This is a genomic window from Microbacterium sp. SS28, from assembly GCF_022761035.1.
GTDB lineage: Bacteria > Actinomycetota > Actinomycetes > Actinomycetales > Microbacteriaceae > Microbacterium.
This window is the reverse complement of sequence record NZ_JAKWJP010000006.1, coordinates 272758-296154: the sequence shown is the minus strand read 5'-3', so window position 1 is coordinate 296154 and position 23397 is coordinate 272758. Positions and strand designations below refer to the sequence as shown.

Below are 23397 nucleotides of genomic sequence, written 5' to 3'. Positions count from 1 at the left end.
GATGTCATGCGCGACATCTGGCGGCGGGCTGTCGACAGTCCCGACCGAGTGGGGGAGCCCGCCAAGATGTACGGCGACGGATCGCAACGCGGATCGAGAACTACGCACCATCCATGTGAAGAGATTTCTGGCGTAGTTCATCCTGAAAGGATATCGAGACTCTCTGGGCGACAACTGCGGACATCGCCGAGCCCCGAGACGGGTCGGGTCGAAGCGGGTCGGGGCATGCGCGGGTGAGGGCGCCGGAACGGGTCGTCCCGAGGCACAGCATAGGATCGACAGCGTGACCACAGCCGCCGTCGGCGCCCCCGGATCGCCCCGGCGCTACCTCCATTCGCTGTGGCTGCTCTCGGCTCGCGACCTGCGCGTCCGCTACGCGACAAGCGCTCTCGGGTACCTGTGGTCGGTGCTCGATCCGCTCGTCATGAGCGCGATCTACTGGTTCGTCTTCACGCAGGTCTTCCAGCGCACCGTCGGCCATGAGCCGTACATCGTCTTCCTCATCACGGCGCTCCTGCCGTGGGTGTGGTTCAACTCGTCCGTCTCGGACTTCACGAAGGCCTTCAGCAAGGACGCCCGACTCGTCCGATCCACGGCCATCCCGCGGTCCATCTGGGTCAACCGCATCGTGCTGAGCAAGGGCATCGAGTTCCTGTGCTCGCTGCCCGTGCTCGCGTTGTTCGCGATCGTGACGGGGGCGCCGGTCGGCTGGGGCATCCTGTGGTTCCCGCTCGCGGTCTTCCTGCAGACCGTGCTGCTGGTCGGTCTGGGACTGCTCGTCGCACCGCTCTGCGTGCTCTACACGGACCTCGAGCGCACGACGCGGCTCATCCTGCGCGCGCTCTTCTACGCGTCGCCCGTCATCTACGGCGTCTCGGACCTCCCCGGCGTTTTCGAGCAGCTCGCGGCGTTCAACCCGCTCTCGGGCATCTTCACGATGTACCGCGCGGCGTTCTTCCCCGAGACGTGGGACACGTTCGTCGTCGTCGTCGGAGCCCTCATGAGCTTCGGATTCCTCGCCCTCGGCCTGTGGGTCTTCAGCCGGCTCGAGCGACCCGTCCTGAAGGAGCTGTGATGGCAGCGGCATCCGTCCACGCGATCGAGGTCGAGGGGCTCGGCGTGCGCTTCCGTCGCAACCGGCGCGGACGCCGGAGCTTCAAGGACCTCTTCGCGGGCTCGAAGCGCCGCTCGCGCCCCGGCGAGTTCTGGGCTCTGCGCGATGTGTCGTTCACCGTCGCGCCGGGGGAGTCCATCGGCGTCGTCGGCCGGAACGGCCAGGGCAAGTCGACGCTCCTCAAGCTCGTCGCGAGTGTCCTGCTGCAGGATGAGGGCTCGGTCACGGTCAATGGGGGAGTCGCGCCGCTCATCGAGATCACGGGTGGCTTCGTGGGGGACCTCACGGTACGCGAGAACGTCCGCCTGACGGCGGGACTGCACGGGATGTCGCGCGCCGAGGTGAACCGCCGGTTCGACGGGATCATCGAATTCGCCGAGATCGCCGACTTCGTCGACACGCCCTACAAGCACCTGTCCAACGGCATGAAGGTGCGTCTGGCCTTCTCGGTCGTCTCGCAGCTCGACGAGCCGGTGCTGCTCGTCGACGAAGTGCTCGCGGTCGGCGACAAGGCATTCCGCGAGAAGTGCTACAAGCGGATCGACGAGCTGCTCGCGGACGGCCGGACGCTGTTCTTCGTGAGCCACAGCGAACGGGATCTGCGGCGGTTCTGCACGCGCGGGCTCTACCTCGACAAGGGCAAGCTCGTCATGGACGCGCCGATCGCCGAAGTGATCGACCGCTACAACGCCGACTACCCCGTCAACTGACGAACGCGCTTCGCCGGGCGGCGAAGCGCGTCCACATCCTGAGGGGTCAGCCCCCGGGCGTGAGCGCCGGCATCGGCCGCCACGAGCGGTCGCGGGCGATCTTCCCGCCGTCGCGCAGGCCCCGGAACAGGTTCGACGTGCCGCGGACCTTGCGCTCGACGAACAGGAGCCGGATGAGCTCCTTGCCGAAGGTGAGCGAGGTCCCGAGCGCGAACGGGATGCGGTGGTAGACGCCCAGTGCGCGGTAGTACTGCTTGATCAGCGCGCGGTTGCGCATGATGTAGTACCGGTACGCGTCGCTCGAGGCGTTCATGTGGCGGATGCCCATGTCCCACTGCTTGATCTCGCGCGTGCGGCGCAGGACGAACTCGTTCACGATGACCGAGGTCGTCTTGCGGGAGGCGAGCCAGCCGTACAGTTGGTCGTCCCAATAGATGAAGAAGCGCGGGTCGGGAAGGCCGATCTGCGTCACGATGTCGCGGTGGATGAACATGCCCTCGAAGCATCCCGAATTCATCTCCTTGAAGCCGGACTCGTCGAATCCGGAAGGAGCGAAGGGAATCGGGATGCCGAGGGATTCGGCGACGCGGTACTGCCAGTAGAACTCGCTGCCGTCGTAGTCGTAACGGCGGCCCTGGATGCTCTTGAAGCGCGGCGCCCACTTGCCCATCTTGGCGAGGCCGTCGGGGATGACCTCGACGTCGTCGTCCATGAGCCACATCCAGGTCGAGCCGAGCTCGTACGCGACGCGCATGCCCTCGCTGAAGCCGCCGGAGCCGCCCGTGTTCGTGTCGAGGCGGTGGTAGACGAGCCCGTCGCCGAGACGCTCGCGGAACGACTCCACGACCTCGGCCGTGTCGTCCACGGAGGCGTTGTCGACGATGACGAAATGGCCGGGCTTGGGGTCCATCGTCACGAAGCTCTCGAGGAGGCGCGTGAGCAGTCCCGAGCGGTTGTAGGTGACGACGGCGATCGTCGCGGACGCGGGGTCGAAGTCAGTCGTCATAGATTTCACAGGGCTGTCAGCGGCAAGAGGCATGGCCCGAGAATCCTACCGTGACCCGCATGGACGTTCCCTATGTGCGCTCTTCGGGGATGTGCGGGAGCCCCGAGCCGCCCTCGCCGAGGTCCATCCGCTCGCGCCACGACCGTGACTGACCCGCGCGCACGGCGCACAGGACGAGCAGGAGCCAGCCGAAGCCCCACAGCGTGAAGCTCTCGAACATCGAGTCCACGAGGAGCGCGACGAGGATGAGCGGCGTCCAGGCGTAGATGATCGACCGGCGCTCGCTCGCGACGAGCCACGACCGCACGAAGGCGAAGCCGGCGAGTGCGAGGAAGAGCACGAGGCCGACCCATCCGAGCTGGAGCAGGACGTCGAAGTAGGCGTTGAGGGCCGAGGCGTGCGAGGTGCCGGACTGGAAGTTGATCGCGATGAACGGGATCTCGCTCGGCGCCCAGGGCCCGAACCAGCCCCAGCCCTGAACGGGGTCCCTTCGGACGTAGTTGAGAATCGTCGCCCACAGGCCCGCTCGCGTGGAGAAGTCGCTGCCCGCGCCGAGCCACGCGATGATCGGATGCCGCGCGATGTACGCCGCGACGAGGCCCACGACGAGCGCGCCGGCGAGGGTCCACTGCAGAGCGGAGCGCCGGTGCGGCGTGGCGCGCCGGACGAGCGCGAGGGCGCCCGCGGCGACGGCCACCGCCGCGGCGAGCACGACGACCGTGGGGGAGTCCGACAGGACGGCCAGGACTCCGCCGAGGACGACCGAGTACAGCGAGACGCCGGGACGCACGGACTGCGTGCGGTACTCGACGAGGAACGTGACGAGGGCCAGGACCGCTGCGAACCCCAGCAGGTTGCGGGTGCCGAAGATGCCCTGGATGGGTCCGAGGGCAGCGATGTTGCCCTGGATCCCGAGGAACTTGAGGGGTGTGTCGAGCAGGATGCCGGACAGCACCTCGAGCGCGAGCGAGACCGACAGCAGCACGCGCATGACGTCGGCGAGCGAGCGGACCGTCTGCAGCGTGTCGCGGACGTGCCCGATCGTGACGGCGAGGATCGTGAGCCCCGCGAGCGAGAGCCAGCTCCAGAAGCTCCGGGTCTGATCCGAGCTCCAGAAGATGCTCGCGGCGACCCACCCGACGAACAGCACGAGCGTCGTGGGCACGAGGCGAAGCAGCGAGATCTCGCGGCGGCGGGCCACGAGCATCCCGATCGCGATGACGCACAGCCCTGTGACGATCGTGGCGTACGTGACCCGGCCCGCGAGCCGCTCGATGGCGACGGCGCCGAACACCGCGCCGAAGACGGCGAGGCTGAAGGCGCGCGCGAGCGCGGCAGAGGCCAGCAGTGCGACGGGGCCGCGCCCCGCCGCCTGATCGGTCACGTCGCCTCTCGGGTGAGCTCCCCGCGCTCGATCGCGAGGGTCTGCTCGGCGGGGCCTTCGCCGATGTGCGGTGACTGCTTGATCTTGAAGCTGAACATGACGACGAACATCCAGCCCCACAGCAGCAGCGGGCCCGACTCCGAGAAGCCCTGCACGAGGAGGATCGCGCCCACGAGCGAGGGAAGCAGCGTCATCGACGAGTAGGGGCGGTCGGCGCGGAGGTCCCACTGCGGACGATCGACGGCGAAGAACCAGGCCCGCCAGACGAACGCGAGATACGTGAGCGCGATGAGGACGATGCCGATGATGCCGAGCTGCAGATAGACGTCGATCCACATGTTGTGGGCCTGCATGACCGTCTGGCCGTGATCGATGATCCAGCCGTCGAAGGCGGGGTCGCTCGGGTTCCAAGGCGTCGCGAAGCCCCATCCGGTCCAGGGCCGCTCGTTCGCCTTCTCGAGGACGGTCGCCCAGATATCGGTGCGTCCCGTGAGGTCGGATCCGCGGCCGAGGGCTTCGAAGATCCGATCGTGCAGGAGCCACAGCGCGGCGGCGCCGCCGAGCCCGATCACGGCGTAGCCGATGTAGTACGGCGTGCGCTGCCCCGGCCGCTTGGCCCGGCGCATGAGGAGGATCGTGGCGAGCACGACGGCGACGCCGGCGGCCGCGAGGTAGGTCGTCACGGAGCCCGCGCGGATGAGCAGGTAGGTCGCGACACCGATCCAGATGTAGAGAAGCACGCGACGGGGTGCGCCGGCGGCGATGCGGATCGCGAAGACGATGATCGCGAGGAGGCACAGCGGTCCCAGCAGGTTGGCGTTGCCGACGATGCCCTGGATGCGCCCACCGTCGAAGAGGTTGTTGCGCGACCAGTACACGATGGGGTCGACATCGCCCTCGGGGACGGGCGCGAAGCCCGGCATGACAGCGTGCTGGATGAAGATCGAGACGAACAGCTCGAACACGACCGAGAGGGCGATGACCCACTTGAGGCCCGACGCGATCGCGCGCACGAGCTCGCGCCACGTGAGGACGCTCCCGACGAACAGTGCCTGCACCGTCGTGATGCCGAGCAGCAGGAGCGTCAGCGCGGTCGTCTGCGGCCACGCCGACCAGAAGATCGAGAGGCCCGCCCACAGCACGTAGGCGAGCGCGAACTCGGGGAGGCGCCGCCACTGCACCTGCGGGCGGACGATGAACCACAGCAGCAGCGAGAACCCCGCGCTGCCGATCGCGATGGCGGCGGCGCCGCTTTCGTCGAACGCGTGCACGAGGGCGGTTCCCGCGAGTGCCTGGAACAGCACGAAGACGCACCATGCGCGCAGCATGAGGTGCCCCGTCGTCTCTCGGACGGGCGCTGCCGGCGGTGCCGACGCGGGGTGCTTCGAGTGGACCGCCATCGTGTCATCAGGGTACCGCGAGGCACCTCCGCGGCCGTGAGAGCCACCCTCGTGCGCGTGAATAGGCTGGAGCCATGCTGGTACCTCTCATCAACGAGCCGCGCGACTACGCCTGGGGGTCCACGACCCTCATCGCCGAGCTGGAAGGGCGCACACCGAACGGGCGTCCCGAAGCGGAGGTCTGGTACGGCGACCACCCCGCCGATCCCGCCGTCGTCCCCGACGGGCGCGGGCTCGGCGAGTGGCTCGCCGACGAGGGCGCCGGCACGGGCGCGCCGGCGCGCCTCCCGTATCTGCTCAAGGTGCTGGCGGCGGCATCCCCCCTCTCGATCCAGGCGCACCCGTCGAAGGCCCAGGCGGAGGAGGGGTTCGCACGCGAGGAGGCCGCCGGCATCCCGCGCGACGCCGCCGAGCGCACGTACCGCGACGACAACCACAAGCCCGAGCTCATCGTCGCCGTCAGCGAGACCTTCACGGCGCTCGCGGGGCTGCGCGACCTCGAAGCGACGCGACGACTCGTCGCGACGCTCGGCGCGGCGGGTGAGCCGCTCACCGCACGACTGGCGGGGACGGATGCCGCAGCCTCGCTGCGCGACACGATCGCGTGGCTGCTCTCGGGCACCGCGCAGGCCGAGGTGGCGGCCCTCATCGGGGCGGCGGCATCCGCCGAGAGCGAGGAGTTCGCCGCGGAGCTCGCCCTGTCGCGTCACCTCGACGACGCGTATCCGGGCGACCCCGGCGTCGTCGTGGCGCTGCTCATGAACCTCGTCGAGCTGCGCCGGGGCGAGGCCGTCTTCGTGCCGGCAGGTGTGCTGCACGCGTACGTCGCGGGGCTGGGCGTCGAGCTCATGGCGGCGAGCGACAACGTCCTGCGCGGGGGTCTCACGCCCAAGCACATCGACGTCCCCGAGCTTCTCTCGGTGCTCGACTCGACGCCCGGCCCCGCGCCCGTGCTGCGTCCCGCCGTCCTCGCGGGCGGCATCGAGCGGTTCGCGGCGGAGGGCATCGCGGACTTCGCGCTCCTGCACGCCTCGACGCCGGGTACGGGGACGGATGTCGCACTCGACGGCGTCGCGATCGCCCTCGTGACGGCGGGCGAGGTCGAGATCGAGGGAGCCGCGACGGGTGCCCGCGAGATCCTCATCCCGGGCCGCGCGGTGCTCGTGACGCCCGACGAGGGGACGCTCCGAGCCCGCGGGACGGGCGACCTCTTCGTCGCGACGCCGGGGCGCTGAGGCGCCCCGCACGCCCCGTACGGCTGTGCCGCGCCTGCGTGCACGCTCGGCGCGGTCCGTGTGCCGGCCAGGCGTTATCCGCGCGTGACACGCCGTCGGCGCGTCGTGAACCCTCAAGGGCCGCCTGAGGCTTTATGGTTCGCGACTTGACCGGGGCGAATTACACGGGTGTAATTGCTCGTACACGCGAACCAGCGTGGGGGGTTCACAGGTGGGAGAACGAGATGGCGGGCTCACAGTACCGTTCCGGCGTTCCCGACAATTGGTTCGTCGATCCGGTCCATCTGGGCGTTCCGGGGGTTCGTCGGCCAGTCGAGACAGATGTCGAGAATCCGCTCGGATGGCAGACGGATGCGCTGTGCGCGCAGACCGATCCCGAGGCCTTCTTTCCGGAGAAGGGCGGCTCGACGCGTGACGCGAAGCGCGTCTGCACGACGTGCGACGTGCGCGACGAGTGCCTCGAGTACGCGCTGCAGAACGACGAGCGCTTCGGGATCTGGGGCGGCCTGAGCGAGCGCGAGCGGCGCAAGCTCAAGCGGCGCGCGAGCTGAGTCGCGCGACGTCCGCGATCGGGCGCACGCGGCGCGTGCGCCCGGGTCGACGGATGCCGCCCGCCTAGGCTGACGACGTCATGCCCGGCCGAGTTCATGCGATCCTCGTCGTGCGCCCCGATGGGCGCACGCCAGCCGCGTTCCACCTTCGCAGGACTCTCGCGGCGCTCGCCGCCCAGACACGTCCCATCGACGACCTGACGATCGTCGTATGCGGCGAGGACGAGATCGTCGCCGAGGTCGCGGCATCCGCCCCCGCTGAATCGGTCATCACGGCGCCGGCGCGCACTCGCTTCGCCGAGGCGACGGCGATCGCGACGCGGCGCCTCGCGGGGGACTCCGTGTGGCTGCTCGCGCAGGACACGACCCCCGAGGCGGACGCCCTTGCGAAGCTCGCGGGCGCGCTCGAGCTCGCACCCTCCGTCGCCTTCGTCGCGCCGAAGCTCGTGCGGGCCGACGACCGCTCCGCGATCGTCTCGCTCGGCGTGAGCATGACACGCCTCGGCCGGACCGTCGGACTCGCGGATGGCGAGCTCGACCAAGGCCAGCACGACGTGCGGGAGGACGTCCTCGGCACGGACGTGCGCGGCATCCTGATCCGCACCGACGAGTGGCGCAGACTCGAGGGCCTCGACCGCGGGATGCGCGGAGCCGACGAAGGCCTCGACCTCGGCGTGCGCGCACGACTCGCGGGATCGCGCATCGCCCTCGTGCCGACGGCGCTCGTCGCGGTGTCGGGTGACGGGGTCGCCGGGCCCACCGCCCCCGTCACGCGCGCTCGCCGCATGCAGCGCGCCGTCGCCGAGCGCACGGCCCAGCTGCATCGCCGCCTCGCCTACGCGCACCCGATCGCCGTGCCCTTCCTGTGGCTCGCGCTCCTGCCGCTCGCCGTCTGGCGCACGATCGTGCTCCTGGTCGGCAAGCAGCCGGGCCTCATCGCGCCGGAGTGGGCGGCCGCGGCGCTCGCGGCGGTCCGTCTCGGCGCGATCGCCCGATCGCGCGGGCGCATCCGCCGCACGCGGAGCGTCTCGTGGACGCAGCTCGCGCCGCTGCGCGTGACGCGCGCCGCGCTGCGCGAGCGCCTCGACGACGACCACGAGCATCTGGGCGACGCGCGGCGCACCGAGCTGCGGTTCTTCTCCGGCGGCGGCGCTTGGCTCGTGCTCGCGGCCCTCGTGGCGTCGGTCGCGGCGTTCCCCGCGCTCCTCGCATGGAACGTGCTCGGCGGCGGCGCCCTGCAGCCGCTGCGCGAGGTCGTCGGCCAGCTGTGGGCCGACACCCTCTACGGGCAGCGCGCCCTCGGTCTCGATGAGACGGGTCCCGCCGACCCGTTCGCGGCCGTCGTCGCGGTCGTCGGCTCGCTGTGGCCCGCCGAGCCCTCGCGCGCGCTCGTCCTCGTGTGGGTCCTCGCGCTTCCGCTCGCGGCACTCGGCGGGTGGTTCGCGGCGACGCGCGTCACAGAGCGATCGATGCTGCGCATCGCGGGCGGGGCGGTGTGGGCGCTCGCGCCGACGTTCCTCGCGGCGCTCGTGCTGGGGCGGCCGACGGCGGTCCTCGCGCACCTCCTGCTGCCGTGGCTCTTCTACGCGGGAGCGGCGGCGCACCGCTCGTGGGTCGCGGCGGGAGCGGCATCCGTCCTCTTCGCGGCGGTCGTCGCGTGCGCTCCCTCCCTCGCCCCCGCCCTCATCGTGCTGTGGGTCGTCGCCCTCGCGATCACTGTCGCCCGGCGCGCGGGCCGCGGCATCGCGCAGCTCGTGTGGGTGCTCGTGCCGGCGGCGGCGCTCGCCGCGCCGCTCGTCTGGCATCAAGTGGTCGGCGGCGATCTGTGGGCGCTCGCCTCGGACCCCGGCGTCGTATGGGCGGGGCCCCAGGTCGCTCCCGACGTCGCGGGTCGCGCGCTCCTCGCGGCGGGATTCCCCACGACCGACCCGGGCGGATGGCAGTCGCTGCTCGGACCCGAGGCGCCGACGTGGTGGGTGCCGCTCCTGTGCGCGCCGATCGCGGTGCTCGCGCTCGTCGCCGCCGTGACGCAGCGCTGGGCCGCGGGCGTCGTGCTGCTCATCGTCGCGGCGACCGGCATCGCGACGGCGTTCGCGGCGGCGGGCATCGCGGTCGCCTTCGCGGAATCGGCGACCGTATCGATCTGGCCCGGCGCGGGCGTGAGCCTTGCGTGGCTCGGCGCGCTCGGAGGCGCGCTCGTCGCACTCGACTCAGGCCTCGCCCCGCGGCTCGCTGTCGTGCGGACCCTCGTTGCGCTCGGCGTCGTCGCGGCTGTGGGCCTGCTGGCGGTGCCGGGGCTCACGGCGTCGTCGCGCGGCGAGACGTTCCTGACCAACGGCCCCGACAGCACCCTGCCCGCCTACGTCGCCGCCGAAGGCCGTGACGACCCCGATGTCGGGACGCTCGTCCTCACGCCGCAGAACGGCGGCGGCGTCGCTGCCGAGGTTGTGTGGGGCGGCAGCGAGACGCTCGGGGGGCAGGCGACGATCGTCTCGACGCAGACCGAGGCGACCGCCGCCGACCGCACCGTCGCCAACCTGTCGGCGGATCTCATCACGGGATCCGCGGGGGATGCCGTCGCCGGCGTCGCCGCGGAGGGCATCGGCTTCGTCCTGCTCGCGCCGGCCGCCGCGCCCGAATCCGATGCCGCCCGCGCCTTCGGGCTCTCTGCGCAGACGGCGCTCGACCAGCGGGACGGGCTCGACGCCGTCGGCGACACGCCCAAGGGCACCCTGTGGCGCGTCATCGTTCCGCTCGCGCCGCGCGCTGAGGCCTCCGATCCGGGTCTCACGCGGAGCATCGCGCTCGGACAGCTTGCGGCCTTTGTCGTCGCCCTGCTGCTCGCGCTGCCGACGGCGGCCGCGCGTCGCGCCGCGCAGCGCACGCCCCGCGTCGTCGGGCCGTACTGGAGCGAGGGACGATGAGCGACCGGAGACCCTTCCGCTGGGCCACGACGGGCGCGCGCATGCTCGCGGGCACCCTCGTGGCGGCGGGATTCGTCGTCGCCGTCGTGACGGGGATCGTCGTACCGTGGCCGACGCTCACGCGCGAGCCCGTCGAGATCGTCGCGACGCCGGCACCCGAGGCGAGCATCCTGGGCTGCTCGGGATCGCTCCTCGCGCTCGGGCGCGATGCCGCGGCAGCGCAGGCGATCTCGGTCTCCGCGACGCAGGAGGTCACGGCAGGCGTGCGCGAAGGATCGCCGCCGCTCGTCGAGTCGGACCTCCTCTCGGCGACGCCCGGTTCGTTCGTGCCGGTCTACACGGCTGAGCCCGACGGACGGACGCGGACGGATGTCGCGGCCTCCGGCTCGTCGCAGATCGGCGACCCCGACCTTTCGGGATACGCCGCGTCGGCGTGCCGCCCGCCGCTCATGGAGTCGTGGATCGTCGGCGGCGCCACGACGACAGGGTCGGCCGACATCCTCCTGCTCGGCAACCCCGGAGAAGTGCCCGCGACGGTGGAACTGACGGTGTACGGCACCGACGGACCCGTCGTGCCCCCGGGGGGCAAGCTGGTCGTGCCGGCCGGCACGCAGCAGGCCGTCGCGATCGCGGGTCTCGCGCTCGGCGAGGCGAGCCCCGTCATCCGCGTCACGGCGACGGGAGCGCCCGTGACGGCTGCGCTGCAGGCGAGCATCACCCGCACCCTGATCGCGGGAGGCGTCGACGTCGTCGGCGCGATCGCGACGCCCCAGCGGCGTCTCGTGATCCCCGGCGTGTCCGTCGTAGAGGCGGACGGACCCGCGATCGGAGCGCCGACGGTCCTGCGGCTCCTCTCGCCCTCCTCCGACGCGACAGCCTCCGTCACGGCGCTCCCCACGGGTACCGCGGCGGCAGGCGCCGAGCCGATCGTCGTCCCTCTGAGCGCCGGACTGCCCGTCGACGTCGACCTGAGCGGGCTCGACCCGCGGGAGTACACCGTGCAGATCGAGGCCGATGCGCCGCTCGTGGGCGCCCTGTGGCAGACGACCGGATTCGCCGAGGGCGCCGACTTCGCGTGGTTCGTGCCCGCGCCCGACATCTCCGTTCCGAGCCTCTTCGCGACCCCCGCGGGACCGTCGCCCGCGCTCACGGTCATGAATCCGACGGATGCCGCGGTCGAGGTCGCCGTCGACGCGGTCGACGGCACGAGCTCGACGACCGTCACGGTCCCCGCGGGACGATCCGAGCGCTTCAGCCTGCGGCCCGAGACCGTCTACGAGCTGGATGCCGATGGCGCGCCCGTGCGCGCAGGCGTGTCACTCACGGGCGAGGGCGCCCTCGCCGGATTCCCCGTCTGGTCGGCCGACACGGCGGCCGAGCCGATCGTGGTCTACCCGTAGCCAGGCGGATCCGGGCCGGGTTTCGATACGCGCGCCCTGCGGGCGGGCTACTCAACCTTGACCCGCCGCGCATCAACGCGGGCTTCGCTCGCATTGATCCGCGGCGCGTCAAAAGTACCGGAAGCGCTCCGGGCCGAGGTCCCACGGATCGCGGTCCAGGTACTCCGCGGCGGCGCGGAAGACGCATCCCTCGATCATCATGCGGCGATGCAGGTCGTCGTTGCGGTGGAGATGGCTCAGCCGCTCGATGGGGAGGCGGTACAGGACGATCCGCTTCTCCTGCGAGAGGACGTGCCAGCGCGGGATGCCGTCCTCGTCGGTCGCGGCCGGCATGTCGGCGATCTCGAAGCTGACGTCGCGAAGCTCCTCCCACGACGATCGCAGGAACTCCGCCGCCGTCCCGACCGCGAGGTCGAATCGCTCGGCGCGGGTGTCGAGCGGGGGCAGAGGGGGCTTCACGACCGAGCTGCGCCCCTCGCGGCCGTGGCGGCCGTGACGCGAAGGTCGCCGCGCCTTGCGCGCAGCATCCCGAGTCCTCCGCCATGCCATGGAGCCATCTTAGGCGGGCGGGTGGTCCCCGGCCGAGGGGCGGGAAGGGGTGAGTGGATGCCGCGTCGTGCGACATGTCGCGGCAGCGGTTCACCCCGGATCGGCGCGGGCAGGGCCGGCGGGGTGAGTTGTGGCCGGGTCGCGGGCCGTGAGGCGACCGCGGATCACCCCACACCGGTGCGCGCGTCCTCGCCGGGGTGGGCGGTCCTTGCCGGCCGAGCGTGCGGCGGCGCGGCATCCGGGTCGATGTGCGCCCGTGCGGCTAGGGTCGGGGCGATGCGCGAGAGACTCTGCTCAAAAGTGGGATGCGCCCGCGAGGCGGTCTCGACCCTGACCTACGACTACGGCGATCAGATGGCCGTGATCGGCCCGCTGGGCCGCGACGGCGACCCGCACGCGCACGATCTGTGTGCGATCCACACCGATCGGCTCTCGGTGCCCAAGGGCTGGGTCGTGGTCCGGCACGAGACGCTTCGGGTCTGAGCCAGGCAGTCCCCAGCGGGGCATGGGAGAATGGCCGGATGTCGACTTCCGCGCCCGTCGCCGCTCCCGCCCAGTCCGCCGAAGGGCGTCCGCTCGAGTTCGAGGTCGCCGACCTCTCACTCGCCGAGGCCGGCCGGCACCAGATCCGCCTCGCCGAGAACGAGATGCCGGGCCTCATGGCCCTGCGCGCCGAGTTCGGTGCGGCCCAGCCGCTCGCAGGTGCGCGCATCGCCGGCTCGCTGCACATGACGGTGCAGACGGCCGTCCTCATCGAGACCCTCACGGCTCTCGGCGCGCAGGTGCGCTGGGCGAGCTGCAACATCTTCTCGACGCAGGATGAAGCCGCCGCCGCGATCGCGGTGGGCCCGACGGGCACCGTCGACGCGCCTGCCGGTGTGCCGGTCTTCGCGTGGAAGGGCGAGACCCTCGAGGAGTACTGGCGCTGCACCGACCGCATCTTCGACTGGTCGGCCGAGGGCTTCGACGGCCCCAACCTGATCCTCGACGACGGCGGAGACGCGACGCTGCTCGTGCACAAGGGCGTCGAGTTCGAGAAGGCGGGCGCCGTCCCGGCCGCCGCGGAGGGCGCGTCGGGCGAGTACCGCATCATCCTCGAGACGCTCCGCGCGAGCCTCGCAGAGGACCCGCAGCGCTTCACGCGCATCGCGGCCGAGCTCATCGGCGTGACCGAGGAGACCACGACCGGCGTGCACCGGCTCTACGAGCTCGCGGCGTCCTCCGAGCTGCTCTTCCCCGCGATCAACGTCAACGACTCGGTCACGAAGTCGAAGTTCGACAACACCTACGGCATCCGCCACTCGCTGCCCGACGGTCTCAACCGCGCGACGGACGTGCTCATCGGCGGCAAGGTCGCCTTCGTCGCGGGCTACGGCGACGTCGGCAAGGGATCGGCCGAGGCGCTGCGCGGGCAGGGTGCGCGCGTCATCGTCGGCGAGATCGACCCCATCTGCGCGCTGCAGGCGGCGATGGACGGCTTCCAGGTCGCGAAGCTCGAGTCGGTCATCGACCAGGTCGACATCATCATCACGGGCACCGGGAACACGCGCGTCGTGACGCCCGAGCACCTGCTCGGCCTCAAGCACCTCGCGATCGTCGGCAACGTGGGCCACTTCGACGACGAGATCGACATGGCGGGGCTCGAAGCGATCCCGGGCGTCGTGAAGGTCGAGATCAAGCCCCAGGTGCACGAGTGGCGCCTGCCGAACGGCCGCAGCGTCCTGGTCCTCTCCGAGGGACGCCTCATGAACCTCGGCAATGCCACGGGGCATCCGTCGTTCGTCATGAGCGCCTCGTTCTCGAACCAGGTCCTCGCCCAGCTCGAGCTCTACACGCGCCGCGAGGCGTACCCCGTCGGCGTCTACACGCTGCCGAAGTCGCTCGACGAGAAGGTCGCCCGCCTTCACCTCGCGGCGCTCGGCGTCGAGCTGACCGAGCTCACGCCCGAGCAGTCGGCTTACCTCGGCATCCCGGTCGACGGCCCCTACAAGCTCGACCACTACCGGTATTGATGCGCGACGGGTCATCGCGAGCGAAGCCCGCGTTGACGCGTCGCGGGTCAAGGTCGAGTAGGCGCGCCAGCGCCGTATCGAGACCACGACTCGCGGTCTGTGAGACTCCCGCCGATCCGAACGACCGCCGGAGAAACGGGCCCTGACGGGGCCTGCGTTGCGCCGGGTCGACGTCGCGCAGGTCAGCGCTGCGGGAAACCCCGCGGCGCGCCCGTCGCGCCGGCGGTGAGCGCCGCGACGCGCTGCGCCTCGAGGCCCAGCGCGCGCACCTCGCGGGAGCGGCGCACCGCGACGACGCCGCGCAGGAACGTCTCGGGGTCGACGGCGGGGACGGGTGAGACGAACACCCGGACTTCGAGGGCGAGGGATGTCGCGACCCGCGTGCGCGCGGATGGCTCCATGCTCTCGGCGTGCGAGACGAACTGCGCCGTGCGCCGCGCGAGGCGATCGGGCAGTCGCGCGACGTCGGCGACGCCTGACCAGGGGACGAGTGCGGGCGGTACGCCGTGCGGGGCGTTGGGCAGCGCGGGGGTGCGGGTGCGCTCGGAGTAGGTTCCCGCGAGCAGATCGCCGAGCCGCTGCGACCGCGGAGTGAAGGCGCCCACGATCGCCGCGACGGCGCCCGCCGTGAACCAGATCTCGAAGACGCCGACGAGGGCCCGGATGAAGGCCTGCCGGAATCCCGAGGCTCCGCCGTCGCTGCGGACGATGCGGCCGCCGACGGCGAGCTTGCCGAGGCTGCGCCCGCGCGTCGCCGTCTCGACGACAGTCGGCAGCACGACGGTGACGAGCACGAGCCCGACGACGAGCATGATCGGGAAGACCGCCGAGTCGACGATGTTCGAGCCGAGCAGCCAGGAGGCGACGAGTCCGAAGAGGACCAGCATCCCGATCCCGAGGGTCACGTCGATGAGACAGCCGAGCGCGCGCAGGAAGAAGCCGATCGGCTGGACGTCGAGGGCGACGGCCTCACCCGTGAGGATCTCGTCCTGGCGCACATCGACGACGATCGGGGTCGGCGCCTGTGTCATGCGTAAAGTAAACCAAATGGACCTCGATGCCCTCACGACCGCGCGCCACGCGGAGTGGGCGCGGCTCGACGAGCTGAGCCGGCGCCGCTCGCTCACGGGCGCGGAGGTCGACGAGCTCGTGACGCGGTATCGCGCGGCATCCGCCGATCTCGCGGACATCAAGACCTCCGCCGGACGCACGGCCCACGGCGACCACGTCTCGACGATGCTCGCCCGGGCGCGGCTCCGGTTGACGGGCGGCCCCGAGAACGTCCTGCGGCAGATCCCGCGCTTCTTCGTGCTGCAGCTGCCTGCCGCGCTGTACCGCGTGCGCTGGACGACGCTCGTGATCGCGGTGTCGTTCATCGCGGTCGTGACGGTCGTCGCGCTGTGGATCTCGAACGATCCCGTGCTGCTCGCCACGCTCGGATCGGACGCCGAGCTGTCGTACTACGCCGAGAACGAGTTCACGAACTACTACAGCGAGAACCCCGCGGCGGTGTTCGCGGGCACGGTGTGGACGAACAACGCGTGGATCGCGGCGCAGTGCGTCCTGTTCGGCATCACGGGCATCTGGCCGCTCATGGTGCTCGTGCAGAACGCCGTCGGCGTCGGCGTCGCGGCGGCCGTCATGAACGCCTTCGGCCAGGGTGACGTCTTCCTGCTGTTCATCCTCCCGCACGGGCTGCTCGAGCTCACGAGCATCTTCGTCGCGGGCGCGGCGGGGCTGCACATCTTCTGGGCGTGGGTCGCGCCCGGTCGCCGGTCGCGCGGCGAGGCGCTCGCGGCGGCGGGCCGCTCGCTCGCGACGATCGCGATCGGCCTCGTGCTCGCCCTCGCGCTTTCCGGGGCGATCGAGGGCTTCGTGACGGCTCAGCCCTGGCCGTGGCCGCTCAAGATCGGCATCGGGGCGGCAGCCCTCGGCGCCTTCCTCGTGTACATGCTCGTCGTCGGCCGTCGCGCCCACCGCCTCGGCGAGGCGGGCGATCTGACGGAGTTCGAGGCGGGGACGCCGACGCTCGTCGCGGGCTGAGGCGCTCGCGTCGGTCGAGATCGTCGCGAGACTTCCCGTGTGTCTCGCGTTCGCGGCCGCGGCATGACAGAGGTGAGGTTTCGAGGCGGTGTGGTGCGCCCGCGAGATGCAAGGAATCCCGGGCGGGATTGGATGCCGCGGGCCGGGCAGCGAAAGGCCCCAGGCGCCGCAGCGACCGGGGCCTTCGCGACTTACGTCAGGACTTCTTCGTGCCGTCGAACAGCGCGCGGTACGCGAAGCCCGCGATGATGGCGCCGAGGATCGGGAACACGATGAAGACCCACAGCTGGGCCAGCGCCTCGCCGCCGCCGTAGATCGCCGTCGCGATCGAGCGGGCCGGGTTGACCGACGTGTTGTCGACGGGGATCGTCGCGAGGTGGATGAGGGTCAGCGTGAGACCGATCACGAGGCCCGCGAAGGCGGCGTTGCCGCGGGTCCGGTGCGTCACGCCGAGGATGACGATGACGAAGAGCGCCGTGAACAGCGTCTCGACGACGATCGCGCCCAGGATGCCGAAGCCTCCGGGCGACAGTTCGCCCCAGCCGTTGCTCGCGAAGCCGCCGTCCTGTGCAGCGCTCAGCCAGTCCGGCTTGGAGAGGCCGATCAGGACGATGACGGTCGTCGCGACGAGGCCGCCGATGACCTGGACGACGATGTAGCTGAGTGTGTCGCGCCACGGGAACCGACCCGCCGCGGCGAGGCCGAGCGTGACGGCGGGGTTGAAGTGGCCGCCCGAGATCGGTCCGAAGGCGTAGGCGCCGGCGACCACCGTGAGACCGACGGCGAGTGAGACGCCGAGGAATCCGACGCCGAGGGACGTGCCGTTGGAGCTCGCGCCGAAGTTGGCGGCGAAGAGCGCCGTGCCGATGACGCCCAGCACGAGCAGGAAGGTGCCGAAGCCTTCCGCGGCGAGGGTCGCAGCGGTCGACGGGGCGGTGGGCGTGTGATCGAGGGGCGTGGGCTCGATCGGCTTCTCAGGTCGCGGATCGCTCATGGCATGAGACTCCTTCGCAAGGGGAGACGGCCGACTTGCCGTCCGATCGCGAGCCTAGGGCATGCTCAGCTGACTCTCAGGAATCCCCGCCGCGCAAGCCGGTATCCCGCCACGCGGGGTCATACGGCGACGCGGGGCGTCAGAGACGCCCGGCCGCCTTGAGCGCGAGGTACCGGTCGGCGATCCGGGGCGGCAGAGCCTCGGGGGTGTCGGCGATCGCCTCGGCTCCCGCGCGGCCGATCGCGTCGGCGACGGCGGCCGCATCGCGCGCCGTGCGGGCGGCGGCGGCTTCGCGATAGACCTCCGCCGCGTCGGGACGCGGTTCGGGAGCGGATGCCGCCGGGCCCACGCGCCCGGATGCTCCGCCCGGCGCACCAGCATCGGGTGGAGAGGGCGTGGGGACCGTGACCGTGCCGACCAGGACGTGTGCGCGGTGGGCGAGGGCAGGCAGCGAGCCGAGGAAGCCGCGTGCGGCGTCGGGGGCGTCCTGCGCCGTCAGCAGCACGACGAGCGAGGGGCGCGACGTGAGGGCGCGCACCTGGGCGAACGCGGCATCCCAATCCGTGTCTATGAGCTGCGGCTCGACCGGCGCCATCGCGTCCACGAGCGCCGGGAGCAGCGCGGGTCCGTCCACGCGCGTCACGCGGCCGCGCGTGACCCGGTCGAAGAGGAGGAGGTGCGTGTGGTCGCCCGCCCGCGACGCGAGCGCCGCGAGCAGCAGCGCGGCCTCCATCGCGGCGTCGAGGCGGACGCCGTCTCCGACGCGGGCTGCGGCGGTGCGGCCCGTGTCGATCACGATCACGACGTGGCGGTCGCGTTCGGGGCGCCACGTGCGGAGCATCGTCGTGCCCGCGCGGGCCGTCGCGCGCCAGTCGATCGAGCGCACGTCGTCGCCCCGCACGTATTCGCGGAGGCTGTCGAACTCCGTTCCCTGCCCGCGCACCTGGACGCTCGTCGAGCCGTCGAGCTCACGCAGCCGCGCGAGACGCGAGGGCAGGTGCCTGCGCGCTGTGAACGGCGGGAGCACGCGAAGCGCGCCCGGCGCGTCGAGGCGCACCTGCCTGCCCGCGAGGCGCAGCGGTCCGTCCGAGCGCACCACGACGAACTCCGAGCGCAGCTCGCCGCGCCGGCGGGGGAGCAGCGGCACCGCGAACCGGCGCCGCTCGCCCGCGGGGATGTCGACCGCCAGCCGCTCGGGCGGCGCCCCCGCCGTGGGCTGCCACGCGTCCCGCGCGCGGCCGCGCAGACGACGGTCGCCCGTATTCTGCAGCCACAGCTCGGCCTCGACCTGCTGGCCGAGGAGAGCCCGTCGAGGGATGCGGCGGTCGACGCGCAGCGTGCGCGGCGACGGCGCGGCCGCGGCATCCGCTCCCGCGAGCAGAATGCACAGCACGACCCACGCTCCCGCCGACGCCCACGCGTCGACGCCCGCGAGCGAGAGCAGCACGACGGGCACGGCGCCGAGGGCGACGAGCAGGGGGAGGCGGCCGGTGACGTACATGGGGCCTGGACTTGCTCCTTTGTCAGAGGGGTTTCGATACGCGGCGCTTCGCGGCGCTACTCAACCTTGACCCGAGCCGCATCAACGCGGGCTTCGCTCGCATTGATCCGGCACGCGTCAAATGGGGACCCGGGTCTGCTGCAGCACAGAGCCGAGGACCGCGTCCACCGAGACGCCCTCGAGCTCGGCGTCGGTGCGCAGCCGGATGCGGTGGCGCCAGGTCGGCACGAGCATCGTCTGCACGTGGTCGGGCGTGATCGCGGGGTATCCGCCGAGCCACGCCCACGCCTTCGACGCGGCCAGGAGCGCCGTCGCGGCGCGCGGGCTCACCCCGAGCTGCACGGAGGGGCTGCGCCGGGTGGCCTGCGCGAGGTCGACGACGTAGCCGAGGACGTCGTCCGCGACGGTGACGGATGCCGCTGCCCGCTGCGCCGCGCGGATCTCGTCGGCCGTCACGACCTGCGTGAGCCCCGCGCCCGCGAGATCGCGGGGGTCGAAGCCGCTCGCGTGGCGCCGGAGCACCGCGAGCTCGGCCTCGCGCGCGGGGATCTCGACGATGAGCTTGAGCAGGAACCGGTCGAGCTGCGCCTCGGGCAGCGTGTAGGTTCCCTCGTGCTCGATGGGGTTCTGGGTCGCCGCCACGAGGAACGGCTCCGGGAGGCGGCGCGTGACGCCGTCTGTGGACACCTGGCGCTCCTCCATCGCCTCGAGCAGGGCGGACTGCGTCTTGGGCGGCGTCCGGTTGATCTCGTCGGCGAGGACGATGTTCGTGAAGACGGGTCCCTCGCGGAACTCGAACTCGCCGGCCTTCGCGTCGTACACGAGCGATCCCGAGACGTCGCCCGGCATGAGGTCGGGCGTGAACTGGATGCGCTTCGTGTCGAGGCCGAGCGCCGCGCTGAAGGAGCGGACGAGGAGCGTCTTGGCGACGCCGGGTACGCCCTCGAGCAGCACGTGGCCGCGGGAGAGCAGCGCGATGAGCAGTCCCGTGACGGTACCGTCCTGGCCGACGACGGCCTTGCCGACCTCGAGGCGGACGCGGTTCATCGCCTCGCGCAGCTGCTCGGAGCTCGCGACGGCGGGCGCGACGGCGGGCGTCGCCGATGGCGCCTCGGCCGGCGGGGGAGCAGTGGGGGTGGCGTCGGTCATGGAGCGTTCCTTTCCGGGCGGACGGTCTGCCTGACCGCCTCCTCGAGATGGCGGAGCCGGTCGCGCAGCGAGACGAGCTGCGCGTCGCCGTGCGGGAGTTCGTCGATCAGGATGCCGCGGACGGCGCGGCGGTCCCACCCGAGACGGCCGGCCGCGGCATCCGCGATCTCGGGTGCGGAGGCTGCGGGGCCGAGTCCCAGCAGTCGTGCGAGCCGGCCGAGCGCGTCGATGCGCAGCTGGTCGGCGGCGTGGACGGTGTCGCGCGAGCGGGCGTAGAGGCGCGCGCGCCCCTCGGTCGTCTCGGAGGCGCGCACCGTGACCGGCAGGCGTTCGGGCACGAGCGGGCCGAAGCGGCGGCCGCGCCAGACGCCGGCGGCGATCCCCGCGATCAGCAGCAGGACGATCGTCGGGCTCACCCACGGCGGCGTGAGCTCGCCGAGCGTCGGTGTGCCCTCGAGGTCGGTCTCGCCGACACCGGGGACGTACCAGACGACGAGCGGATGCCGCCCCATGAGGTTGAGCGCGAGCGCCGCATTGCCGTTCTCGGCGAGCACGTCGTTCGCGAAGATCGCTCGCCCGTCGACCGCGCTCACGCGGCGACCGGTGTCGTCGGAGATGAGCAGTCCGCTCGCGTCGTCCGCGGCGTAGCACGCGTCGACGCCGGAGCCGGCCTCGTAGACGGCACCGGGTGCGACAGGGCCGGATCGCTGCGCCTCGGGCAGATCGCAGCGCGGCTCGACGGGCGCGTCGTCGGCGTACCCCGCCGGATTCGATCCATCGAGCAGCAGGCGCAGCGTCCGCGCCCGCGGCTCGATGAGGACGACGTCCGCCGCGTCGGCGACGAGCGTCTCGAGCGCCGCGTCGGAGAGCGCGGGCGCGTCGGGCAGGACGAGTGTCGCACCCGGCCCGAGCGCCTCGCGCGCCGCGCCCCGGTCGCGCAGCACGAGGACCTCGACGCCCTGCTCCTGCAGGATCGCGGCGACTGCGCGCGCTCCGCCCGGAGCGGGGGATTCGGGGTCGAGGGCGTCGCGCTCGGCGAGCTGGGCGAGTCCTGTCAGAGCCGCGCCGACGCCCCCGACGACCACGAGGGCGATGCCGATCGCGATCCACCCGCCGATCCGCCGCCGGCGCGTCGGTCGTGGTGACGAGGCGGTTCCGGATGCCGCATCCCGCGTCATCGCCGCCGTCATCGCGAGATCTCCTCGAGTACGCGCGGCCGCCCCGTCGCGACGGCGTCGTCGACCGCGGCGACGCGTCGGTAGAGCTCCGCGGTTCCCGGTCGGCGCAGGTACCGGACGTCGTCGAAGGCGCGCGCGGCGTCCTCGAGGGCCGCGGCCTGCGCGGGGAAGGCGCGGGCGGCTCGCCGCGCGAACCCGTGCACCGTGGCTCCGGGCGGCGTCTCGAGGATCGAGCGCTCCGCGAGACCGCGCGCGAGGGCGCGGAAGCGATGAACGATCGCGGCGTCCCATTCGCCGCGCTGCGCGTGCACCTCGGCGGCGGAGCGCAGGTCGGCCGCCGACCGTGCGTCGGACTCGCCGAAGAGCTCGCCGACCGCGATGCGCGATCGCCGCGTCGCGCGCGGCATGCCCCACACGAGGAAGGCGGCGACGATCAGGACGACCACGACGATCGCGGCGATGAGGGCGAACGCTCCGCCCCACGGGCCGGAGAGCTCCGTCGAGAACAGGCTCGCGAAGAAGTCGCCGATCGCCTGGGCGATTCGGTCGAAGAGCGTCGGCTCGGCCTGCGCGTAGGCGGGCTTGGACAGTTCCCGCTCCGCCCACTCGCGAGCCTCGTCGCCGTCCGGCGTGAGGGGCGGCACGGCTTCCGCGAGCACGGCGCCGATCGTCGCCGTCAGGCCCACGGCGACTCGCGGTCCGTGCCGTCCGCCGGTCCTCCCGGCGCCGTCCACGCGGTCGGCGGCGGGGACTCGCCATCGGCCTTCGTCTCGCCGGATGGCGCGCCGTCGGCGACGGGGGCCGCGTCGGCACGTCGAGCCGTGTCCGCCTGCGGGGCAGCGGCCGGAGTCGCGGGCTGCGCGCTCGATGCAGCGGCCGGTGGATACGCGGCGGACGGCGCGCCCTGCGGCTGCGCACCCTGAACCGGTGGCTGCGCGTACGCCGGGGCCTGGCCGTACGCAGGGGGCTGCCCGTACGCGGGCGGCTGCCCGTACACCGGTGGCTGCCCGTACGCAGGCGGCTGCCCGTACGCAGGCGGCTGCCCGTACGCGGAAGGCTGCGCGTACGCGTAGCCGGGCGCGCCCGGGTACGGCTGCGGGTATCCGCCTGCGCCGGGGTACGGCGGTGCGTACCCGGGCAGTGTCGCGCGAGGCGCGATCTCGCGTCCGATGTGCTCGAGGTAGGGGTCTGCGAGGGCCGTGGCGCCGGCATCCCGCCGCTCGACATACGCGAGCAGATCGAGGTCGAGCCCCTCGTGACGCATGCGGCAGTCGATGTAGATGAGCGCGGCGGCCGTGGACTGCACGACGATCGCGACGGACTGGATGAGCAGCACGACGGCTTGCGTCAGGAGGCCCGAGACGATGAGCGCGATGATGCTCGACACGCCGCCGTCGCCGGTCGGGGCGATGACGGTCGAGAGTCCCGCCGAGACGAAGGAGAAGGGAAGGCTGACGACCTGCGCGATGCCGCTGAAGATGAGGTTCAGCAGGACGACGATGCCGAGGATGGGCCAGAACCGGCGGCGCGTCAGCCGCCACGATCGCGCGATGGCGCCGCCGATCGTCGCCCGCTCGAGGATGATGGCGGACGGCACGAGAATGAGCTTGACCGAGAGCCACAGGGTGAGCGGGATCGCTCCGAGCGCCACGACCACCGCGAGCGCGATCGCGGCGGGAGGCGCCGCCGTGCCGATCCCGAACAGCGCGACGCCGACGACGGCGATCGCGGCGATCATGGCTGCGATGAGCAGCAGCGAATAGCCGATGAGTCGCCACGCGACGGGCTTGACCTGCTTCCACAGGGCGCCGAGGCTCAGCTTCTCGGCGACGACGGCGTGGGCGACCTCGGTCACCACGACGGCCTGGACGATGACCCCGAGCGCCGTGGCGGCGAGCCCCAGGACGATCCCGGCCGCGGCCGTGATCGCGATCGAGCCCGCGAGGATCGACTCGTAGTCCTCCGAGCCCGGCGGGAGGGTCGCGAGTCGCGAGAACGACGCCCACGCGACACCGCCGATCGCGACGAGCACGACGACGTAGGCGAGCGACTGCACGACGAGCGCGAACCCGAGCAGCACACGCGGATTCTGGCGGAGGGCCGAAAAAGCCCGGCCGAGGATCGTGCCGAATGAAAGCGGGTGCAGCGGGATGATCCCGGGGCGGGATGCCGGCGTCCAAGCCGGATACGCGGTCACAGGTCCTCCTCGTGCCTCGACCCGCGCCCCACGGCAGGTGTGTCGGCAGG

Annotated in this window: 20 protein-coding genes; 9 read left to right on the top strand and 11 right to left on the bottom strand. The window is 72.1% G+C overall.

What is annotated here, in order from left to right; all coding sequences use genetic code 11:
* Positions 1-283: 283 nt before the first annotated feature.
* The gene (locus MJ607_RS17875; protein WP_243076965.1) at positions 284-1075 is read left to right on the top strand and encodes an ABC transporter permease; all 792 of its coding nucleotides are present in this window, start codon (positions 284-286) and stop codon (positions 1073-1075) included.
* Positions 1075-1824 (top strand): ABC transporter ATP-binding protein, encoded by a 750-nt coding sequence (locus MJ607_RS17870; protein ID WP_243076964.1) that lies wholly within the window; start codon positions 1075-1077, stop codon positions 1822-1824. The genes MJ607_RS17875 and MJ607_RS17870 overlap by 1 nt, the downstream gene beginning before the upstream one ends.
* Before the next feature lie 46 nt (positions 1825-1870).
* On the opposite strand, the gene MJ607_RS17865 is transcribed toward MJ607_RS17870, so the two are convergent.
* The 3 genes from MJ607_RS17865 to MJ607_RS17855 form a co-directional block, all read right to left on the bottom strand.
* Positions 1871-2830 (bottom strand): glycosyltransferase, encoded by a 960-nt coding sequence (locus MJ607_RS17865; protein WP_243076963.1) that lies wholly within the window; start codon positions 2828-2830, stop codon positions 1871-1873.
* A 70-nt stretch (positions 2831-2900) separates the two neighbouring features.
* Positions 2901-4214: an O-antigen ligase gene (locus MJ607_RS17860; RefSeq protein ID WP_243076962.1), complete on the bottom strand. Its 1314-nt coding sequence runs from the start codon at positions 4212-4214 to the stop codon at positions 2901-2903.
* The gene (locus tag MJ607_RS17855) at positions 4211-5614 is read right to left on the bottom strand and encodes an O-antigen ligase (RefSeq protein WP_243076961.1); all 1404 of its coding nucleotides are present in this window, start codon (positions 5612-5614) and stop codon (positions 4211-4213) included. Before MJ607_RS17855 ends, MJ607_RS17860 begins: the two co-directional genes overlap by 4 nt.
* Before the next feature lie 74 nt (positions 5615-5688).
* On the opposite strand from MJ607_RS17855, the gene manA reads away from it, so the two are divergent.
* The 4 genes from manA to MJ607_RS17835 all read left to right on the top strand — a co-directional run bounded on the left by manA (position 5689) and on the right by MJ607_RS17835 (position 11724).
* A complete protein-coding gene (manA, locus tag MJ607_RS17850; RefSeq protein WP_243076960.1) occupies positions 5689-6849 on the top strand; it encodes a mannose-6-phosphate isomerase, class I in 1161 nt (386 codons plus the stop codon).
* Positions 6850-7073: 224 nt separating this feature from the next.
* On the top strand, positions 7074-7400 hold the full coding sequence (locus MJ607_RS20095) for a WhiB family transcriptional regulator (RefSeq protein WP_279234817.1): 327 nt from the start codon (positions 7074-7076) through the stop codon (positions 7398-7400).
* An 80-nt stretch (positions 7401-7480) separates the two neighbouring features.
* Positions 7481-10324: a glycosyltransferase gene (locus tag MJ607_RS17840; protein ID WP_243076959.1), complete on the top strand. Its 2844-nt coding sequence runs from the start codon at positions 7481-7483 to the stop codon at positions 10322-10324.
* Positions 10321-11724: a DUF5719 family protein gene (locus tag MJ607_RS17835; protein WP_243076958.1), complete on the top strand. Its 1404-nt coding sequence runs from the start codon at positions 10321-10323 to the stop codon at positions 11722-11724. Before MJ607_RS17840 ends, MJ607_RS17835 begins: the two co-directional genes overlap by 4 nt.
* 108 nt (positions 11725-11832) lie before the next feature.
* On the opposite strand, the gene MJ607_RS17830 is transcribed toward MJ607_RS17835, so the two are convergent.
* A complete protein-coding gene (locus MJ607_RS17830) occupies positions 11833-12273 on the bottom strand; it encodes a metallopeptidase family protein (RefSeq protein ID WP_243076957.1) in 441 nt (146 codons plus the stop codon).
* A 276-nt stretch (positions 12274-12549) separates the two neighbouring features.
* Between MJ607_RS17830 and MJ607_RS17825 the strand changes: the two genes are divergently transcribed.
* Both MJ607_RS17825 and ahcY read left to right on the top strand, forming a co-directional pair.
* Positions 12550-12756 carry a DUF3499 family protein gene (locus MJ607_RS17825; RefSeq protein WP_243076956.1) on the top strand — a complete coding sequence of 69 codons (207 nt, stop codon included), beginning with the start codon at positions 12550-12552 and terminating at the stop codon, positions 12754-12756.
* 38 nt (positions 12757-12794) lie between these two features.
* Entirely contained in the window at positions 12795-14285 is a 1491-nt protein-coding gene (gene ahcY, locus MJ607_RS17820; protein WP_243076955.1) for an adenosylhomocysteinase, read from the top strand.
* A 182-nt stretch (positions 14286-14467) separates the two neighbouring features.
* Here the strand turns inward: ahcY and MJ607_RS17815 are convergent, their stop codons facing one another.
* A complete protein-coding gene (locus tag MJ607_RS17815) occupies positions 14468-15316 on the bottom strand; it encodes an RDD family protein (RefSeq protein ID WP_243076954.1) in 849 nt (282 codons plus the stop codon).
* Between the two features lie 16 nt (positions 15317-15332).
* Between MJ607_RS17815 and MJ607_RS17810 the strand changes: the two genes are divergently transcribed.
* The gene (locus MJ607_RS17810) at positions 15333-16328 is read left to right on the top strand and encodes a stage II sporulation protein M (RefSeq protein WP_243076953.1); all 996 of its coding nucleotides are present in this window, start codon (positions 15333-15335) and stop codon (positions 16326-16328) included.
* Positions 16329-16524: 196 nt separating this feature from the next.
* Here the strand turns inward: MJ607_RS17810 and aqpZ are convergent, their stop codons facing one another.
* The 6 genes from aqpZ to MJ607_RS17780 form a co-directional block, all read right to left on the bottom strand.
* Entirely contained in the window at positions 16525-17322 is a 798-nt protein-coding gene (aqpZ, locus tag MJ607_RS17805; RefSeq protein ID WP_243076952.1) for an aquaporin Z, read from the bottom strand.
* Between the two features lie 139 nt (positions 17323-17461).
* Positions 17462-18823, bottom strand: coding sequence for a DUF58 domain-containing protein (locus MJ607_RS17800; RefSeq protein ID WP_243076951.1), 1362 nt, complete (start codon positions 18821-18823; stop codon positions 17462-17464).
* A 117-nt stretch (positions 18824-18940) separates the two neighbouring features.
* The gene (locus MJ607_RS17795) at positions 18941-19972 is read right to left on the bottom strand and encodes an AAA family ATPase (protein WP_374238074.1); all 1032 of its coding nucleotides are present in this window, start codon (positions 19970-19972) and stop codon (positions 18941-18943) included.
* Positions 19969-21162 carry a DUF4350 domain-containing protein gene (locus MJ607_RS17790; protein ID WP_243076950.1) on the bottom strand — a complete coding sequence of 398 codons (1194 nt, stop codon included), beginning with the start codon at positions 21160-21162 and terminating at the stop codon, positions 19969-19971. Before MJ607_RS17790 ends, MJ607_RS17795 begins: the two co-directional genes overlap by 4 nt.
* Complete coding sequence (locus MJ607_RS17785) at positions 21159-21836, bottom strand: DUF4129 domain-containing protein (protein WP_243076949.1); 678 nt, start codon at positions 21834-21836, stop codon at positions 21159-21161. Before MJ607_RS17785 ends, MJ607_RS17790 begins: the two co-directional genes overlap by 4 nt.
* Complete coding sequence (locus MJ607_RS17780) at positions 21827-23347, bottom strand: glycerophosphoryl diester phosphodiesterase membrane domain-containing protein (protein WP_243076948.1); 1521 nt, start codon at positions 23345-23347, stop codon at positions 21827-21829. Before MJ607_RS17780 ends, MJ607_RS17785 begins: the two co-directional genes overlap by 10 nt.
* Positions 23348-23397: the final 50 nt, after the last annotated feature.